Annotated in this window: 15 protein-coding genes; 3 read left to right on the top strand and 12 right to left on the bottom strand. The window is 52.4% G+C overall.

Annotated features, from left to right (window positions below; translation table 11 throughout):
* Positions 1–199 precede the first annotated feature (199 nt).
* From ACE5KN_RS00375 to hemE, 5 genes are all read right to left on the bottom strand, one after another.
* Positions 200–823 (bottom strand): fumarylacetoacetate hydrolase family protein, encoded by a 624-nt coding sequence (locus ACE5KN_RS00375; RefSeq protein WP_375524975.1) that lies wholly within the window; start codon positions 821–823, stop codon positions 200–202.
* A complete protein-coding gene (locus ACE5KN_RS00370) occupies positions 820–1,599 on the bottom strand; it encodes a glycerophosphodiester phosphodiesterase (RefSeq protein ID WP_375524974.1) in 780 nt (259 codons plus the stop codon). The genes ACE5KN_RS00375 and ACE5KN_RS00370 overlap by 4 nt, the downstream gene beginning before the upstream one ends.
* A 36-nt stretch (positions 1,600–1,635) precedes the next feature.
* Entirely contained in the window at positions 1,636–3,099 is a 1,464-nt protein-coding gene (locus ACE5KN_RS00365; protein ID WP_445993922.1) for a CapA family protein, read from the bottom strand.
* 138 nt (positions 3,100–3,237) lie between these two features.
* Positions 3,238–4,182, bottom strand: coding sequence for a ferrochelatase (hemH, locus tag ACE5KN_RS00360; protein ID WP_375524972.1), 945 nt, complete (start codon positions 4,180–4,182; stop codon positions 3,238–3,240).
* A gap of 64 nt (positions 4,183–4,246) precedes the next feature.
* Positions 4,247–5,311, bottom strand: a complete 1,065-nt coding sequence (gene hemE, locus ACE5KN_RS00355) for a uroporphyrinogen decarboxylase (RefSeq protein ID WP_375524971.1) — start codon at positions 5,309–5,311, stop codon at positions 4,247–4,249.
* Between the two features lie 214 nt (positions 5,312–5,525).
* On the opposite strand from hemE, the gene ACE5KN_RS00350 reads away from it, so the two are divergent.
* Complete coding sequence (locus ACE5KN_RS00350) at positions 5,526–6,752, top strand: MFS transporter (protein WP_511215697.1); 1,227 nt, start codon at positions 5,526–5,528, stop codon at positions 6,750–6,752.
* A gap of 74 nt (positions 6,753–6,826) precedes the next feature.
* Here the strand turns inward: ACE5KN_RS00350 and ACE5KN_RS00345 are convergent, their stop codons facing one another.
* The 7 genes from ACE5KN_RS00345 to ACE5KN_RS00315 form a co-directional block, all read right to left on the bottom strand.
* Positions 6,827–7,792: an ABC transporter ATP-binding protein gene (locus tag ACE5KN_RS00345; protein ID WP_375524969.1), complete on the bottom strand. Its 966-nt coding sequence runs from the start codon at positions 7,790–7,792 to the stop codon at positions 6,827–6,829.
* Positions 7,785–8,768, bottom strand: coding sequence for an ABC transporter ATP-binding protein (locus tag ACE5KN_RS00340; RefSeq protein ID WP_375524968.1), 984 nt, complete (start codon positions 8,766–8,768; stop codon positions 7,785–7,787). The genes ACE5KN_RS00345 and ACE5KN_RS00340 overlap by 8 nt, the downstream gene beginning before the upstream one ends.
* Positions 8,769–8,780: 12 nt before the next feature.
* Positions 8,781–9,707: an oligopeptide ABC transporter permease gene (opp4C, locus tag ACE5KN_RS00335; RefSeq protein ID WP_375524967.1), complete on the bottom strand. Its 927-nt coding sequence runs from the start codon at positions 9,705–9,707 to the stop codon at positions 8,781–8,783.
* Positions 9,708–9,770: 63 nt separating this feature from the next.
* A complete protein-coding gene (locus ACE5KN_RS00330) occupies positions 9,771–10,724 on the bottom strand; it encodes an ABC transporter permease (RefSeq protein ID WP_375524966.1) in 954 nt (317 codons plus the stop codon).
* Positions 10,725–10,787: 63 nt separating this feature from the next.
* Positions 10,788–12,506, bottom strand: coding sequence for an ABC transporter substrate-binding protein (locus ACE5KN_RS00325; RefSeq protein WP_375524965.1), 1,719 nt, complete (start codon positions 12,504–12,506; stop codon positions 10,788–10,790).
* A 327-nt stretch (positions 12,507–12,833) separates the two neighbouring features.
* Positions 12,834–13,775, bottom strand: a complete 942-nt coding sequence (locus tag ACE5KN_RS00320) for an ArsR/SmtB family transcription factor (RefSeq protein WP_375524964.1) — start codon at positions 13,773–13,775, stop codon at positions 12,834–12,836.
* A 52-nt stretch (positions 13,776–13,827) separates the two neighbouring features.
* The gene (locus tag ACE5KN_RS00315; RefSeq protein ID WP_375524963.1) at positions 13,828–14,460 is read right to left on the bottom strand and encodes an O-methyltransferase; all 633 of its coding nucleotides are present in this window, start codon (positions 14,458–14,460) and stop codon (positions 13,828–13,830) included.
* 260 nt (positions 14,461–14,720) lie between these two features.
* Between ACE5KN_RS00315 and ACE5KN_RS00310 the strand changes: the two genes are divergently transcribed.
* Entirely contained in the window at positions 14,721–15,878 is a 1,158-nt protein-coding gene (locus tag ACE5KN_RS00310) for a THUMP domain-containing class I SAM-dependent RNA methyltransferase (RefSeq protein WP_375524962.1), read from the top strand.
* Between the two features lie 458 nt (positions 15,879–16,336).
* Positions 16,337–18,343, top strand: a complete 2,007-nt coding sequence (locus ACE5KN_RS00305; protein WP_375525123.1) for an LTA synthase family protein — start codon at positions 16,337–16,339, stop codon at positions 18,341–18,343.
* The last annotated feature ends 211 nt before the right edge of the window (positions 18,344–18,554 follow it).

The raw sequence follows: 18,554 nt of genomic DNA, 5'->3' as shown, positions 1-18,554 counted from the left end.
TACCCTCCCGTCAAATCCATCCACGCCTGCTGGCATGACCCTTTCGCAGGCTCTGTTTATGATTATACCATGCTGCCTGTCACCCGGGGAAAACAGCGATTTAAGAATATGCACGAAGCGTCCCAGAACACAAAAAAAGGGAATCCCAGGTCAACAGACCTAATGGGATACCCCGGATTGCGACTGTAGAATGATTCCTTTAACCGATCGTACATGCTCCCTGTATTTCGTCCGCCCAGCGGAGCTCCAGTACATCGCCTTTGACCACTGGCCCGACTCCGGCCGGAGTTCCGGTAAAGATCAGATCCCCCTTGCCCAGGCCGTAATGGTCGGCAATATAATCCGCAATTTCCTGCAGGGAAAAGATCATGTCCTTCACGTTGCCGCGCTGTACCTCCACCTCATTTTTACGCAGGGAGAAGTCATGGTTCAGGAGAGCGGCTTCTCCTGCGAACGACAAAAACGGAGTCAGGGGAGCCGAGTTTTTGAAGGCTTTGGCCGCCGTCCAGGGATGGCCTTTTTGCTTGATGACAGACTGCACGTCACGGAGTGTAAAGTCGATGCCAAACGCAAACGCCTCGATGCATTCATCCACCTTCATGCCCCGTTCATAGCTTCGCCCCAATCTCACAACGAGCTCGGCTTCATAGTGCAGCTCTCCCTGGTCCAAAGGCAGCTGAAGGGTTTCTCCATTCATGGGCACAACCGCATGAGACGGCTTAAGGAAAATCATCGGCTTTTCAGGCACGGCATTGCCCAGCTCTTCCGCGTGCAGCTTATAATTGCGTCCCACACAGTAAACATTGCGAATTTCTCTGTTCATCGAATCAGCCACCTCTTTACGGTTAATATGGTATTGCCAATCAAGCTTTTCCTCTTCATCGCCTGCTCCCATGCCTCAGGCCGGTTGGTGCAGATCATCAGGTCCGGGTGGAGGGAGGCAAGACTGCGTATAATCCCAACCTGATCCACAGTCCAGGCCATCACCGTTATGCCCTGCTCCGACATTTCGGCCATCAGCCTGGCATCAATCTTCGGGTAGGCCATGGACAGAAAGGAGCAGCCCAGCGCTGAAAGCCTCCCCGACAGATCTGCTGGCCTGATATCAGTAATCAGGCCCGTGCATACCTCCGGCATAAGCTCCTTCACTTTGCGCAGTGCCTGCTGGTCGAACGATGTCAATACGATCTCCTGCTCCATACCGCGTGCAACAATCTGACGGAGCACCGCACTTTCCAGTCCAGGATACATGTCTCCCGATGTTTTTAGCTCAATATTCAGCCGAACCTTGCCGCGGCACAGATCAAGCACCTCAGCTAACGATGGAATGGGTTCACCGCGGTAACGCGGGCTCTTCCAGGAGCCCGCATCCAGCCTGCGCAGCTCATCCCATGACCTGTCCTTGACCAGCCCTGACCCATTGGTCGTGCGCTCCAGCCGAAAGTCATGGATCACAACAGGAACCCCGTCCCGTGATAGCTGGACGTCCAGCTCTATCCACTTCACAAACGGAAATGCCATCGCCTGCTTGAACGCAGCCAGCGTGTTCTCAGGCGCCGCATGGGAAGAGCCGCGGTGAGCCACACAGAGGTTATGCATCCTGCTCGCCCTCCATCATCGTTATTTGAAGTGTTATCAGCCTGCCGCCGCTCTGCCCGTGCTGTCGATACTTACATTGGGAGAAGACATGTTCTCGACCTTCTTGAGAATGTTCGCAGCCTTCTCTCCGGACAGAGGTATAGGCTGCCCAAGCTCTGCCCTGCACGGAATCAGCTTCATGCCGCACGCGCCATCTTTTGTGCAGGATGCCTGAAAAACAGCTGTATCCCAGGTAGCTTCTGTCAATGATTTGGAAAAAATAAAATTGCCTGTGCTGTAAGCTATCCATTTGCCCTTGTACATCTCAAGACCCTGCAGAACATGGGGGTGGCTTCCAATGACAATATCCGCTCCCGCGTCTATAAATGCATGGGCCAGCTCAGTCTGATGGTCCTCAAGGACGGAAGCACGTTCCTTGCCCCAATGCGCCGTGACAATCACCAGATCCGCCTTTTTGCTTGCCTGCCGGATTGCCTGCAGAGCCGCTGCAGGATCGTAGACTCCCGCCACCCCGGCGCTTTTCGCACCGGCATACCAGCTGACTTCGGGGATGACGCGGCTGAATCCCAGCAGGGCGATCGTCATTCCGTTTCGTTTCACATATACGGGAGCATAAGCTTCCTCCGCATTCTTGCCAGCCCCCATATACAAAATCCCGTATTGACGCAGATAAGTCAGTGTATCCTTCAGTCCCGAGACGCCCTGGTCCAAAATATGATTATTGGCCACATTCACCACATCCATCCCGGCTGCCGCCAGCTCGGGAAGGGCATCGGGGGAGGACTTATATACATAGGTTTTATTCGCTGCCCCTGTACCCCCGTCTGTTACGGGGGTCTCCAGATTGCCTACCGTCAAATCATCCGATTTGAACAGGCTGCCCAGCCTCTTGTACGGATAGTCATAGCCCTGCTCCTGCAGAAGCTGCTCCACTTTGCCGGAAAATTGCATGTCACCTACGAAGTTTAAAATGACACTGTCCGATCCGGTGGTATGCGCAGCAGGAGCGTCCTCTGCTTCAGGCTTCTCTAATTCAGGCCCCTTTGTTTCAGGTGCCGCTGCTCCTTCTGTATCTTCATCTTCAGCCTGAGCAGCAGATTCCCCTGCTCCATCTGACGTATCGACGCCCTCTTCCGAGCCGGTCTCCTCCTGGACCGGATTCGGAGCCGTCTCCGTCTCGACCGGCTCCGGAGCACTTATATCCGGCTCGGCCTCCGGAACCGTTTCCTTTTCCGACTCCTGCTGCGCCTGCGCTGCTGGCCCGGGAACTGAAGCGTCATCAGACGTTCCGGGATCGGTATCGTCACTCGGCTTTCCAGGATCGGAGCCGGCTGTCATCTGCCTGCTAATCTGTTCATTCCCTTCCGTTATGTAATAATAACCAATAATTGCGAAAATCATAAACAATAGTATAAGATTGATTGCGGTCACGGCCCTTATCCGGCTCCGTCGCCGCCGTTTCTGCAGAGCATTTCGCTCCTCCACTCTTGAGGGGGGCATAACTCCTCCTTGTTATTTCATTGTCTCACAGACTTCTTCATTATATATCAGGACTCTCTGCAAAGAGAACCCCCGCCGGTTACTTCACACGGCGGGGGTCCCTGCTGCTCTTTTAGAGGTAGTTCAAAAAGTCATCTTTTAATCAAACTGTTTCCACTTGTCTATAATGACATCGCTCAAAGTCTCCATATAGAGAGGGTCACTGTTCAAGGATTCGATGCGCATCAGCCGCATATCCAGCTCCCTTGCCACCGCCTGAGCTTCAATATCCAGATCGTACAGCACTTCCAGATGATCGGATACGAAGCCTACAGGAGCAACCAGCACGTCTTTTACCTGTTTCTCGCTCAGCGTATGGAGCGTGTCCAAAATATCGGGCCCAAGCCATGGTTCAGACGTGCGACCCGCGCTTTGCCAGGTAAACTGCCAGCGGGTCACGCCGGCGCTTTCGGCCACTGCTTTGGAGGTTTCCATGAGCTGATCGACATAAGGATCACCGATGGAGAGAATACGTTCAGGCAAGCTGTGCGCGCTGAACAGGACCTGCACCGAACCGCGGTCGGCGCCTGCTTCCTCGAACAGATCCAGCTTGGCCGACACTCTTTCGGACAGAGCCTTGATCAATTTCGGGTGCAGATGGTAGCTTTCGATAAATGTCATTTTCAGCCCGAGTTCAGCCGCTTTTTCCTGTGCCCGTTTGATATAACCTGCCACGCTCATGGAAGAATAGTGCGGAGCGAGCACAATCCCGATCGCCTTCTTAATGCCGTCCGCCGCCATTTGCCCGACTCCGTCCTCGATAAAGGGGCGGGCGTGCTTTAATCCCTGATAACACACAAACTCGACATCGGGATTCCGGTTTTCACGATTCAATGTCTCCTGCAAGTTGTGTACCTGCCGGTCCGTATTTTCACGAAGGGGAAATACGCCTCCTACGATGGCTTCATATCTGTCCTTCAGTTCCTTAAGCTGCTCGGGAGAAGGCGCGCTGCCGCGCCGGATATGCGTATAATACGCCTCTACCTGCTCCAAGCTTTCCGGGGTGCCATACGACATGACCAATACGCCTACGGTTTCCTTCACTTTTATAATCACCTCTATATGATTCTGCTGTATGATTCTGCGAGTTAATATTTATAATAACAAATTACAAGTTGTGCTGACTTACCCGCCGCTTGATCACTGTAGCCGAATATTCATGCACATATTGGGTCAGTTCTCTAAGCTTCTCAAGCGAGGCTTCTGGAAAGAGTCCATGCCCCAAGTTGAAAATATAACCAGGCTCCTGAACACCCGCATCGATGATTTCTTTGGCATGCTGTTTAATCACATCCATAGGTGCAGTAAGCACATAAGGATCCAGATTACCCTGAATTGCAAATCCGCCGTTCAGCCGCCGGCGGCCTTCCGGAATGGATACACGCCAATCCAGCCCCACGACATCAGCCTTCAGTGTGCGCAAAAGCGGCAGCAATTCGCCTGAGCTGACCCCCGGGAAATAAATCTTCGGCACCTTCAGATCGGACAGCTCATGAAAAATCCGTTTGATCGTAGGGAGCACGAATACCTCAAAATCCCGCGGGGCCAGTGCCCCGACCCAGCTGTCAAACAGCTGGAACGCCTTGCCGCCGCTGGCCACATGAGAGCGAAGATAGGTTATTACCATATCGCCCAGTTTGTCCATCAGTTGGAACCATACCCGGGGCTCGCTGTACATAAGTGTTTTGGTATGAATATAGCTCTTGGACGGACGTCCCTCAATCAGATAGCTCGCAATCGTAAACGGCGCTCCTGCAAACGTGATGAGCGGAACCTCAAGCTGCCGGTCAAGAATGCGAATCGTCTCTAAAATATGAGAAAGATCTTTCTCCACGTCGATCGGCTTGAGACGCTCCACATCGGCTGCCGTGCGGATGGGATGGTCTATGACCGGACCGATGTTTTTGACTATATCAAAGTCCACGCCAAGGGAAGCGACGGGATTCATAATATCGGAATATAAAATAGCAGCGTCGACACCCAGCTTCCGGACAGGCATCATCGACACTTCAGCTGCCAGCTCGGGTTGGCGGCATATTTCCAGCAGGGAGTATTTCTCTTTGATTTTCCGGTACTCGGGATCGTACCTTCCTGCTTGCCTCATGTACCAGACGGGAATGTGATCCACATCCTCCATGAAGCAGGCGCGGATAAAATTATCATTGTAAGTCATTGGCTTGAGCCCCCAGTTCGAATGTAAAACCTATACATTCATTATGCCCTTTTTAAAAGTGTGTAACAACCGGGCAGCATGGACGAACGATGACAATCCGATGACAGTTGGATAAAGTTTCAATGAAGTGTGCTATACTAAAAAGAACTGTTTTTTTCTGGTTTCCCGGACTAAAGATGAATACCCGAATTACCTCTCCACGGCCGGAAAGGATGTGAGCACCATGAAAACGTGGCAGGTGAACCTCATCGTTCTCTGGTTCGGCCAATTTTTGGCCAATGCCGGCATGACCATGATTACCCCTTTTCTGTCGCTTTATCTTGCACAGGATTTGCATGTCAAGGGTGAGCATGAGATCGGCTTATGGGCAGGTGTGATTTTTGCCGCGAACTTTTTGACCTCTTTCATTTTTCAGCCGCTGTGGGGCAAGCTGGCGGATCAATATGGACGCAAAATCATGCTGCTGCGCTCCGGCTTTGGTATGGCGCTGGTGATCGGCTGCATGGGCTTTGTCAATCACCCGTGGCAGCTGCTGGCGCTGCGTTTGCTGAACGGCACGATCTCCGGATTTAATCCGGCCTCCATCTCGCTCGTATCCAGCACCACTCCTAAGGAGCGGATGGGCTTTGCAATGGGCATCATGCAGTCCGGGCAAATGGCAGGCACGATTCTGGGCCCGTTGATGGGCGGATTTATGGCGGACTGGCTCGGCTTCAGACCAATCTTCTTCATTACGGGAGGGCTGATCTTCTCCGGGACCCTGCTCGCGCTATTTCTCGTCAAAGAGAACTTCAACCGCGCTGAAGCCGCCAAGGCTCCCCAGACCTCCGTACTGGCAGGACTGCGTGAGCTGAGCCATACGCCGCAGCTGCCCGCGCTGTTTACTGTAACGTTCCTGCTCCAGTTCGCGATGATCAGCACGGTGTCCCTGCTGCCACTGTATGTGCAGGACCTGTACGGCTCTGCTGAAGGCATTGCTCTCATTGCAGGCTTTGTCACCGCTGTAACCGGCTTGTCCAACATGATTTCATCGCCGGTTCTGGGCAGGCTCAGCGATCGCGTCGGAGCGCACCGGATATTGACCTACGCTCTGGTCGGAGCAGCACTCACGCTTATTCCGCAGGCCTTTGTCCAGACCGTGTGGGAGCTTGTCATCGTGCGCTTCCTGATGGGCGTGTTCATGGGCGGTCTTCTGCCGAGCGTGAATGCCCTGATCCGCTCTTATACACCCACGGGCATGGAAAGCCGCGCATTTGGTTTCAACACAAGCGCCCTTGCGCTCGGCAATATGCTGGGTGCCGTGATCGGCGGACTGCTATCAGGCTTTATAGGCATTGAAGGCCTGTTTATCATGTCAGGCGTGATGCTGCTGATCAATATGGTATGGGTAAGGATCAAGCTGTACGGCCGCCGCAGCGGACAGGCTCATGATTTCCGGTAGAATGCAATAACATCTAAAAAGACAGCAGATTCTTCTTGGAAGAAGACCTGCTGTCTTTTTATCTATAGCTATATTCATACCAAATGACAAGCCACGTAGTGTCCGGCTCCAGCATCGCGGAATTCCGGAACCTGCTGTGTGCATATCTCCTTCGCGAATGGACATCTGGTGTGAAATTTGCAGCCCTGCGGCGGGTTGGACGGATTCGGGATGTCTCCCTTCAGCACAATCCGCTCCCGTTTCAGCTTCGGAATGGGTAGCGGTACAGCGGAGAGCAGCGCCTTCGTATAAGGGTGCAGCGGATTCCGGAACAACTCGTCCCGGCTGGCCACCTCCATCATGGAGCCCAGATACATTACTCCGATGCGGGAGCATAAGTGTTCAACCACACTCAAATCATGCGAAATAAACAGATATGTCAGGCCGCGAGAATCCTGCAGCTTACGGAAGAGATTGATGATTTGCGCCTGGATCGACACGTCCAGTGCCGACACCGGCTCGTCAGCGATAATCAGGTCGGGTCTCAGCGCCAGGGCCCGCGCGATACCGATCCGCTGCCGCTGCCCGCCCGAAAATTCATGCGGGAAGCGGTAATAATGGTACGACGACAGTCCGCAGGACACAAGCAATTCTTCAACTACATCGCGAATCTCGTCCTTGGCTGCCATGCCATGGTCAATTAACGCTTCGCCGATGGCATCCCCGACACGGACACGGGGATTTAATGAGCTGTAGGGATCCTGGAAGATCAGCTGCATTTGCGGCCGCAGACGGCGCATCTCCTCCTTGGAGACCCGATAGAGGTCCTTGCCCTTGAAGCGGATTTCACCTGCCGTCTTGTCCGTCAGACGCAGAATCGTCCGGCCTACCGTGCTTTTGCCGCTGCCGGATTCCCCAACCAGCCCGAAGGTCTCTCCCGGCTGGATGGCAAAGCTGATATCATCAACGGCTCTTACATGAGCGACGGTACGATTCAGGAGCCCTGCTTTGACGGGAAAATACTTTTTGAGGTGATTAACCTCCACCAATGGTTCATGCATGGGACGCTACCTCCTCATACAGCCAGCAAGCCACCTTCTGCCGCTCACCTTCCTGCTTGAGCACCGGTTCTCTGGTCCGGCAGATATCCATGCATTGAGCACACCGTTCGTGAAAATAACATGATTCAGTCAGCTCCAGCGGATTCGGCACCTGCCCAGGAATGAAATACAGCTCCTCCTCACGCTGACCAAGAATGGGTTTGGAGCGAAGAAGCCCCTGGGTATACGGATGCTTGGGGCTCTGGAACAGCTCAACAACCTCTCCTTCTTCCACCACTTTCCCTGCATACATAACAATGACATAATCCGCCATTTCGGCTACAACACCCAGGTCATGAGTAATCAGCAGGATGGACATGTTCGACCGCTCCTTGATCTGGCGCAGCATGTCGAGAATTTGCGCCTGGATCGTCACATCCAGCGCCGTCGTCGGTTCATCGGCAATCAGCAGCTTCGGATCGCAGGAGATGGCTATGGCAATCATGATGCGCTGCAGCATGCCCCCGCTAAGCTCGTGCGGATAGGACTCTGCAATTTGTTCCGGTCGTGAAATGCCGACCTGACCAATCAACTCGATCGCCCGGGAATAGGCTTCCTTCCTGCTCAGCTTCAGATGTTCCATGAGCGGCTCCATAATCTGCTGACCAATCTTGAGCACAGGGTTCAGGGAAGACATCGGCTCCTGGAAAATCATCGCGATATCGCGGCCACGAATCGTTCTTAGTTCATTTTTGCCCAGATCCGGTAAATTTCTGCCGGCAAACTCAATGCTGCCGCCGACGATCCGGCCCGCCGGCCCTTCGACCAGTCCCATGACGGACATCGCGGTAATACTTTTCCCGGAGCCCGATTCCCCCACGATACAGACTGTCTCGCCCTGACGTACCCGCAAGCTGACTCCATCCACCGCCTTGACTACACCTTCTTCGGTTTGAAAATGGGTGCGTAAATCGTTAATTTCAAGCACGTTGTTCATGGTACTTCCCACCTACTTTTTCAGTTTGGGATCCAGAGCGTCCCGGAGTCCATCGCCGAAAATATTAATTGATATAACCGTCGTAAAAATAGCAACTCCCGGTGGAATCCATAACCACGGATGCTTCTCGAAATCAATCAGGTTGTTGGCCGAGTCAATCATATTGCCCCAGGTAGCTGTCGGCGGCATTACGCCTAGCCCGAAGAAGCTGAGCACCGATTCGCTCAGAATGGCGCCCCCGATATTCAGCGTTGCCACCACGATCAGCAGCGGCACCAGATTCGGCAGCAGATGATGGAACAGCTTGCGGCGATCGCGCAGTCCCAGCACCGTTGCAGCCAACATAAATTCACGTTCACGCAAACTGAGTATCTGCCCCCTGACTAGCCGCGCAAGCCCCGGCCAGCCGACAAAGCTCAGCATCAGCATGACAATATACATGCGGTAAGAAGTCGGCACCTTCCAGTCCGAGAGCAGCGCCCCCATGATAAACAGGATTGGCAGACTCGGCACCGTCAACAGCAAATCCGCGACACGCATAATGATCTGGTCGACAATTCCCCGGTAATAACCGGCAATCGCACCCAAAATAGAACCGATAAAAACCGACAGGGCCATTGAGGCGATCCCCACGGTCAACGAAATTCGTCCGGCCTGCAGCAGTCGCGTAAGCACGTCTCTTCCCAGCAGGTCCGTTCCCAGCCAGTGATTAAGATCGGGTGCTTTGTAGGACACTGCCATATTGATTTTGCCGCTTGCATAAGGCGACAGCATTGGGCCGATAAAGCAGATGATAAACATGAATACAATATACCCAAAGCCGAATACAGCCAGCTTGTTCTTCAAGATTCGATGAAACGACTGCCTCCACAAAGATGAGCGTGGGGCTTCCCGCTTGGCCTTCTTTATCTCCGCCACTCCTCCGCCGATGGAAGACATGGAGCTCCCCCCTTGCCATATAGGATAATCGGTACAAGAATGTCTACTGTAACTGAATGATCCCTAAAGTCTGACCCGCGGGTCAGCCACATGATAGAGAATGTCCGAAAGCAGCGTACCGATGACGGTCAGCACCGCAATGAACATTGTGAATCCCATTAACAAAGGGTAATCCCTGACGGTAAAAGACTGCATATACAGCTGTCCGATCCCCGGCCAGTTGAAAATCTTCTCAATAATGAGTGATCCGCCAAATAGACCCGGCAGCTCGAAACCGACCAGTGTGATTGCCGGGAGCATGGCATTGCGCAACGCGTGGCGAAACAGCACCGTCCGCTCCTTTATCCCTTTGGCTCTTGCGGTGCGGATATAATCCTGACGGATAACATCCAGCATGTTGCTGCGAAAATAGCGGGTCAGTGATCCGACGCCGAGCAGCACCATGACGATTACCGGCAGGGTCATGTGATGAAGAACCTCAAGCACGTAAGCCCACCCGGCCGCATTGCTTCCGGTCGTTGTCATGCCGCCCGGCGGGAGCCATCTGAGATCCACCGCAAACAGCTTGATCAGGAACAGACCGATGAAGAAGGACGGGATCGACATGGCCGCAAAAATCAGCACCATCACCAGGGAGTCAAACCAGGAATACTGCCTGTAAGCTGAAACAACACCAATGATGACGGCAATAACCCAGGTGAAGAAGGTCGAGGTGATCGCGAGCAGAAACGAGTTCCAGACATACTCATTAAACAGCGTCAGCACAGGCTTCTGCTGGGCTAGCGAGAATCCGAAATCCCCATGCAGCGCCCGTCCCATCCAGTTCAGATAACGGTCGATCAGCGGCTTGTTGAAGCCATAAATCTCCCGCAGCTCCGCTTTGCGTTCAGGACTGAGCTTCAGGTTGTTTGTTATGAAATCTCCCGGTGTCAGTGCGTACAGACAGAATATAAACAATGAGGCCGCCAGAAGTATGACAACCATATATATCAATCTTCGCAGCAGATATGTGCTCATGACCGGCTCCTTTTAACTGAGCCGCCCGCTGATTCCCATGCGGGCAGCGGGCGGCTGTCTTTTTTACTTCAGGGTCCAATTCGGCAGGCTGGTGGAAATGCCCCAGAACGGATTGATCTCTAACCCTTCAAGCCGGCCGTTCGTAGCCACCACCAACTTGTTATTGCTGGTGAAGATGTATGGCAGATCATCGTTCACAACTTTGTAGAGCTCATGATAAATCTTTTTGCGCTCCTCCGTATCCGATGTTGCCAAAGCCTGCTCATACAGCTTTTTCACTTCCGGGTTATCATAACCGGAAATTTCACCGCTGACGAAGTCGCGCACACCGTCCGCAGGGTCGGTCATGAGAGAGGTCGAGAATGCAGCCATGTCATAGTCTCCGCTTTCCAGCTTGGCAAGCTGGGAATTGAAATCCGCAAATTGCTCCGGTTCGAATTTGACCCCGATCGCCTTGTAGTTTTCAGAAGCAACCGCGATGAAGATGTCGGTAGCCTGTTTTTTGGAGCCAATGAAGTGAATGGTAAGCGGCTTGCCGTCTTTCTCCCGGATGCCGTCGGCTCCCATGGTCCAGCCAGCTTCATCCAGCAGCTGGTTTGCTTTCTCCGGATCGTATTTATAAGGATTGATGCCTTCTTCCGTATAAGTCCAAGAAATTGGCGAAGTCGGAATGTTGGCTACCGTCGCTGCCCCTTGGTTGGAATCCACATAGATCGTCTGACGGTCAAGCCCATAGGTCAGCGCCTGTCTGACCCTCTTGTCCTTGATGGCCTCATGCTCAAAGTTCAGGCGCAGATAGCCGTAATTGCTCGCTGTGTATGGCGTAAGATTGACAAATCCAAGATTTTTCAGCTTCTCGATATTGTCCGTCGTTGCAGGGAAGGAAGCATAGTCCTGCTCCCCGGTCTCCAGGAACTGCCATGTATCACCATCCGTTGTTTTATAGATAAAATGCTCCAGCTTTGGTTTGCCTTTATAGTAGTACTCGTTCGCTATAAAACGCACTTCCTGTCCAGGGATGAATTTCTCCAGCTTATATGCGCCGTTGCCAAGCGGATTGGAGTGAAGGTTCTTGATATAATCCAGCTGGCCAAATTTGTAATCCTTTCCGTAGTAGGCTTTGGACAAAACGTCACTGCCCAACAGCAGGAGAGCTGTTGCGTTAGGCTTCTCCAATGTAGCGGAAATCGTCTGCGGATCAATGACCTTGATCCCCTCGATCGACGAAGCCTTGCCTTCCTTATAAGCTTCTCCACCCTTCACATGGGCTTCCGTGATATCAAAATCGCCGTCGTAGGACTTGTCATGCAGCAGGGTCCATGTAAAAGCAACATCATCCGCCGTCAAAGGCGAGCCGTCGCTGAATTTCGAATCCGGGCGCAGGTGGAAGGTGTATGTAAGCTGGTCGTCGGAGACCTCATATTTCTCGGCAAGGTCGGCGTACGGGAGGCCCTCCTTATTCACGCTCACCAACGGGGCGAACAGAAGCGAGGTGACATTCCCGTCGTAACCGCTTTGGGCAAAATAAGGAGTAAAGGAGCCGCTTGGATCCGTGAGTCCCACAATGACCGTATCGGTTCGTTCCTTGGCTGCAGTCGGGAGCTTGGATAAATCGGATGCCTTGATTGGCTCAGTCAAGCCTCCAACTGCCGCTGTCTGGGCATTTTCACTTGCGGCGGTTTGGCCTGTTGTCGGCGCAGCCGTATTGTCCTCCGTGCATGCAGACAGCAGCAGGGCACCGGACAGGAATAGGGCAGACAATACATAGGTTCTTTTTTTCATGGTAAACCTCCCTTGAATGTGAGCGATCTGAAGATCGTAGTTATATTTATAATTCCGATCCGCTAACTATGTTTTTTTGATCGACAATTCATATTATAGGAACCATGTCCGGTTCTGTAAAGGGAGAACCACAAAAAATTCCACAAAAAAACCGCCTTATCCAGTTTTATGACCCTCGATTCGCTGTACGGGACGAAGGTCATGTAACCTTCGATCCAGTGTATTGGGACGAAGGTTACATGACCTTAGATCCGAAATACATGGACCGGGGTTACGTAACTTTCGATCCAGAGTATCCGGACGAAAGTTACTGGATAAAGCGGTTTGTCATTTGGATTCAGTTGTCGAAGCCAGCTGGGGCGAGCCTGTAATATACGACATCAGCGTCTGCTGAAGTTCCATAATGGATAGGCTTCGTAAGGAATATTCCACCAGCGTCTCTCCTTCAAAATGAGCGCAGATCAGCCCCGAACTCCTCAGCTTGAAGATATGGTCATGTGTAATGCCTTTGGACAGCTTCAGATGCCTGACAATTTCGATAAAGGCTCGCGGACCCTCATGCAAATAGCGCAATATTTTGAGCCTGCTGCGTTCCCCCAGTGCCCGGATCAGCCGCAAGTCTGGATTTGGGAAGACCTCCGCTGGAGCAAGATCGATCCGGGACGAGTAGTGACATATCATGAACACGCCGTAGTCATAAACGACATTCACCGGCTGAAAATGATATTGCGGCACAAGGAGCAGCTGCTCCATGGCATCGGTCGGGCGGAACCGCATACCACCCGTGGTTCGATCCACAAATTCGTCAGCATCCCACAGCGGCTGCTCTTCCAATCTTATAGCGGTTTCCTGCTGAAGTGCTGCCGGAATGGCTGGATCAACCAATCGAAAATACTCCTCATACCATCCGGGCAGCACCGAGAGATAGACAGAGCGAAAAAAAGCCCAGTCCTCAGGCATCGTTACAGCATAGCCGGATGTCAGTTCGCGCAGGTCTTCGTTGCTTTGATCCTCTACCCATTGCAGGAATGAAGGCACAGAATCCGGATTCGGACATAAGATTGCCAGCAGATATACCAGCTTCCATTCGGCACCTATGACGAGCGGTGCAAGACCGGCCTTCAATTCGGGGGACAGCGTCTCACCTACAGCAGCTGCCCATGCAGGAGTCAGATCTATTTTCTTGTGGGACGGCCTGCAAATAAATGTATGTAAGCTGCTTAGAAACTCATAAACCTCTGCAAACCTGACTTCAACTTGATAGGCCATCCTGTGTCTCCCTTCCTCTTCGCTTAAACTCCGACTTAAACGCGTCCCGCCGCTACCGGATACGGGCCAGCGCCAGGCCGTCATAGGACGGGAGCAGCGTGCTCTCCAGCCGTTCATCCTCGGCTATCATCTGATTAAAACGTCTCATCGCCTGTACGGATGGACCGTTCTTCTCCGAATTCAGTGTACGGCCGCGCAGAAAGCAGTTATCTCCTGCGATAACAGCCCCCGGATTGCCAAGCTCGATTGCATATTCCAGATACAGCGGGTAATTCTCCTTGTCCGCGTCAATGAAGAAGAAATCAAATTTGCGCCCTTCCCGCTTCAGCTTCTCAAGGCTGTCCAACGCGGGCCCGATACGGTATTCGACACGGTCGGCAAATCCGGCTTCCGCCAGATGCTTGCCAGCAAGCGCAGCATATTCTTCCTTCAACTCAAGAGACGTCAGTTTTCCTTCCTCCCCTAACCCTCTGGCCAGGCATATCCCGCTGTATCCACCCAATGCCCCGATTTCCAGAGCGTGCCGAGCCCCCGAGATGCGGATGAGCATCGTCAACAGCCGTCCGTATGCCGCCGCCACGGATACCTCGGGCATCCCTTTTTCCCGAATCGTTTCCTTGACCTTCAATAACAGCTCGTCCTCCCGGAACAGCTGCTCTATATAATCTTCAGGTGCTGTGTTCAAATGTACTCCTCCTCAAAAAATGTTCAGCTTCAGCATAAGCGCGATCCTTGCCGAACCGGTGTGACCCGGTATGTATATTTACGGTTTGTCTCCAGGAATATAATCGCCTATACTATACGAATGAACCTTGCCTTGCATGTTCGGTTTATTTTCCTGAGACCATAATATAGATTGTATTGTTTTTGGAGAATTGCCACAAGGCATTAGACAAGGCGGCCTTATGCAAGTGCCGTACAATCAAGATGGAGTGAATTGTTTACATGGCCCAACTGCAATTGATTGCAACTGCGCCGATGGGGCTGGAAGCCATCGTAGCGCGTGAACTGAAGGAACTCGGATACCACGATCAGATCGTTGAGAACGGCCGTGTTGTTTTCACCGGTGATTTCATCGATATCTGCCGCTGCAATTTATGGCTGCGCAGCTCGGATCGTATTCTCGTCAAGATGGCCGAATTTGAGGCTACGACCTTTGACGAATTGTTTGAAGGCACCAAAGCCGTGTCCTGGCAGGACTGGATTCCTGCCAATGGCGAGTTTCCTGTGGAAGGACGCTCACATAAATCCCAGCTTAGCAGCGTGCCTGCCTGCCAGGGAATTGTAAAAAAGGCGATTGTTGAAAAGCTGAAGGAAACCTATCACACGGAATGGTTCCCCGAGAACGGGCCGCGCTATGTCATTGAAGTGATTTTACTGAAGGACCGGGCCCTGCTTACATTGGACACCACCGGACCGGGGCTCCACAAAAGGGGTTACCGCAAGCTCGTTACCGAAGCACCGCTGAAGGAGACGCTGGCTTCGGCCATGATCCAGCTTAGCCGCTGGACACCGAACCGGCCGTTCTACGATCCATGCTGCGGATCGGGGACGCTGCTGATTGAAGCGGCCATGCTTGCCTGGAACCTTGCTCCGGGCCTGCGCCGCTCCTTCAACTCCGAGCATTGGCCCGTGATCGGCGAGCATCTGTGGGAAGAAGCCCGCAATGAGGCCATGGATCTGGTGCGGGACGATGTGGAATTCCAGATCGCAGGCAGCGACATCGATCCCAAGGCCATTGAGGTCGCACAAGCCGCCGTCAAAGCGGCAGGACTGGCGGGAGAAATCAGGCTTGATGTCATGCCTGCCGCCAAAATCAGACCGGAAGGCGAATACGGCTGCCTGATCACCAATCCGCCTTACGGCGAACGCCTGAGCGACGAGCCGGAGGTGGAAAAGCTGATCCGCAGCCTGGGACGTACTGCCGCAGGCATGCCGACATGGTCGTTCTTTACCATCAGCCCTACCAAGCAGTTTGAGCATTATTGGGGCCGCAAGGCAGACAAACGGCGCAAGCTGTTCAACGGCCGGATTGAATGTCAATACTATCAATACCTGGGCCCTCTGCCCCCGCGGCGCAGGGAAGCTCAAACCGAAAATTAAATAATCTCGATCATGCAGAGAGAGCGGGCCCCGCGGGGCCTGCTCTCTCTTTCATTTCCCCTTCGTGTTGAAAAGAGACGCCAGCAGGATATAATAAGTAAAGGCAAATCCGGTTTTTACACAGAGATCACATTCCGTTTACAAAACAATAGAAATGTGTGTTCAAAAAGTCAGGTTTTCAGCACCGAGAAGGTTGGATGAAGCTAGGGACTGAGGAGCGGAGCGTACTTGGGGTACGTGAGCACCTGAAATGTTTCCGCAGGAAACATGCTTCGAAAGCATATGCTTAGGCCCGGCTGAATTCAAGATTCGATGTCGAGTCCGCTTCCTGACTTCCTTCGTGATCAAAAGATGACTTTTTGAACTACCTCTAGAATAGAGCTCTCTGATACTAAATTCTCTGGGACCGGATAGATTGCCAAAGGGGGAAATGTAAATTGAACAGGTACAATTCCGGTATGATTCTTCGCGCCGGAGCAAGGATCGGCAGCTGGCTGCAGAACCGTCATACAAGGTTCTGGATTTTTGCCATACTGATTCTGTATAAGCTGGGGCTGCTCCATTCTCAACTGCACGCCCCAAACATCGATATGAATCCGCTGGACTATGTCATTGCCTTTGGTTCACTGCTGATCGCCAGCTTCTGGACCTTCTGGCTGCCTTCGCGCGGACGGTTTGCAGCGCTGGCTGTATTAAATGTGCTGCTGACTGCGCTGATTTACTCGGATATGGTGTATTACCGGTATTTCGGCGATTTTATCACCATTCCCGTGCTGCTTCAGGCCGGTCAGGTGGAATCGCTTGGAGGAAGCATCGCATCGCTGATTCATTGGCAGGATATCTTCTTCTTTATAGACTGGATTCTCTTTATTCCTTATTTGATATGGATAACAAAGCGCCGCCGCAGACAACCCGGACAATGGTTTGAAGGCCCCGTTTTTAGTGAAAATGGACGCCGGACAGGCAGAAAAATGATGCTCCGGATTGGTACCGGCTTGCTGGCCTTGGGCTTGGGCTGTGTCCTGACCTTCGGGCCGATCAAGATGTATACCTCGACATGGGCCAAAGGGCTGTTTGTTGGCAATTGGTGGTCGCTCGCGCTTTATAATGTGACAGGTCTGCTCGGGTTTCACGGCTACGATATTTATCGTTACGGCATGGATCATTTGGGGCCGCAGCCGGTGCTCGGTCAGAAAGAAATGGACAAAGACCTGGCTTGGTTCAAGGACCATCAGAGTCTGATTCATGTGGAAAATGAAACCTATGGCAAATACAAAGGCAGCAATGTCATGATTATTCAGGGCGAGGCCTTTATGAACTTCTTTATCGGCAAACAGATTAACGGTCAGGAGATCACACCCAATTTCAACAAGCTGATGAAGGAAAGCATGTATTTCAGCAATTTCTATCATCAGACCGCCCAGGGGCGAACCTCTGATGCCGACTTTTCGGTACAGAGCTCTCTGCACCCGCTGCAGACGGGATCGGTTTTCATTCGTTATCCGGATCATGCCTATGATGTGCTGCCGACTATTCTAAAGCGGGAAGGGTACAGCCCCAATGTATTTCATGCTTATGACAGCAGCTTCTGGAACCGGTATACGATGTACAAGGCTATGAATTATGACCATTTTTACAGTAAAAAAGACTTTGTCATTGATGAGCCGCTCGGGTGGTCGCTGGGAGACAAGTCCTTTTTCAGACAATCTGTCAGCAAGCTTGAGGAACTGAATGGGAATCCGTTTTACGCCTTTATGATCACCCTGTCGAGCCATCATCCGTATAACATTCATCCGGAAGGCACCGGCCTGGACACAGGCGAATTCAAGGGCACCATGTTCGGCGATTATCTGGAATCCGTGCATTATGTGGATCAGGCTCTCGGTGAGCTGATGGCACAAATGAAATCGAACGGCATGTGGGACAACACCATCCTGATGTTCTACGGGGATCATGACAATTCCATTCAGGACAAGGCGATGTATGAGAAGTTTTTAGGAAAATCCCTGTCCGACCTCGACATGCAAAAAATCATGAATCAGGTGCCCCTGCTTGTGCATCTGCCGGATGGAGGAAGCGCGGGCGTATACAACGAGCCGGCAGGCCAACTGGATATTGCTCCTTCCGTTCTGCATCTGCTGGGCATCTCCTCGGAGCCTTATCATTTTATGGGCAACAATTTATTCAGCGGCAAGCAGCGGATGGTCATCCTTCGTTCAGGGGCATTCACGGACGGAAAGGTATACTACATGCCGTCCAAGGACAATACCTTTGTCAACGGAACGTGCTACAACGCGGGGACGGGAGAACAGACCGATATTCAGGCCTGCGGGCCGGGGTATCAGGAGACGCTTAACCGGATTGCTATATCAGATGAAGTTATCACCTACGGCCTGATCCGCCGTTGGAATCCCGCTGCTATGAGCACGGAGCCGTCTGACGGCGCGAAATCTTCATCGCCATGAACAAAGGAAAATAGAAAGCAGCCGTTTTTATTTAAAAGAAGCACAAAAGAACGAGAACAGGCGGGTTTCGCTCATGTTCTCGTTCTTTTTTTACCCAATCAGAAACCGCAGGAGATTCGCTGTTTCCGATTGGGTGTTTTAAGTATGGGTTTGCACGGAGCAGCGGAGAGGACGAAGCAATTCCGGCAAAGCGGAGCGTTCGCCTTTGCCC

This window comes from Paenibacillus terreus (assembly GCF_042138595.1).
GTDB lineage: Bacteria > Bacillota > Bacilli > Paenibacillales > Paenibacillaceae > Paenibacillus > Paenibacillus terreus.
This window is presented reverse-complemented; position numbering and strand designations above follow the sequence as displayed.

Bases quoted from the DNA above. Each gene is read 5' to 3' on its own strand.
- ACE5KN_RS00365 (WP_445993922.1), bottom strand. From the start codon at position 3,099: ATGCCCCCCTCAAGAGTGGAGGAGCGAAATGCTCTGCAGAAACGGCGG.
- ACE5KN_RS00330 (WP_375524966.1), bottom strand. From the start codon at position 10,724: ATGAGCACATATCTGCTGCGAAGATTGATATATATGGTTGTCATACTT.
- ACE5KN_RS00305 (WP_375525123.1), top strand. From the start codon at position 16,337: ATGATTCTTCGCGCCGGAGCAAGGATCGGCAGCTGGCTGCAGAACCGT.
- ACE5KN_RS00340 (WP_375524968.1), bottom strand. From the start codon at position 8,768: ATGAACAACGTGCTTGAAATTAACGATTTACGCACCCATTTTCAAACC.
- ACE5KN_RS00345 (WP_375524969.1), bottom strand. From the start codon at position 7,792: ATGCATGAACCATTGGTGGAGGTTAATCACCTCAAAAAGTATTTTCCC.
- ACE5KN_RS00370 (WP_375524974.1), bottom strand. From the start codon at position 1,599: ATGCATAACCTCTGTGTGGCTCACCGCGGCTCTTCCCATGCGGCGCCT.
- ACE5KN_RS00325 (WP_375524965.1), bottom strand. From the start codon at position 12,506: ATGAAAAAAAGAACCTATGTATTGTCTGCCCTATTCCTGTCCGGTGCC.
- ACE5KN_RS00375 (WP_375524975.1), bottom strand. From the start codon at position 823: ATGAACAGAGAAATTCGCAATGTTTACTGTGTGGGACGCAATTATAAG.
- ACE5KN_RS00320 (WP_375524964.1), bottom strand. From the start codon at position 13,775: ATGGCCTATCAAGTTGAAGTCAGGTTTGCAGAGGTTTATGAGTTTCTA.
- opp4C (WP_375524967.1), bottom strand. From the start codon at position 9,707: ATGTCTTCCATCGGCGGAGGAGTGGCGGAGATAAAGAAGGCCAAGCGG.
- ACE5KN_RS00310 (WP_375524962.1), top strand. From the start codon at position 14,721: ATGGCCCAACTGCAATTGATTGCAACTGCGCCGATGGGGCTGGAAGCC.
- hemE (WP_375524971.1), bottom strand. From the start codon at position 5,311: ATGACTTACAATGATAATTTTATCCGCGCCTGCTTCATGGAGGATGTG.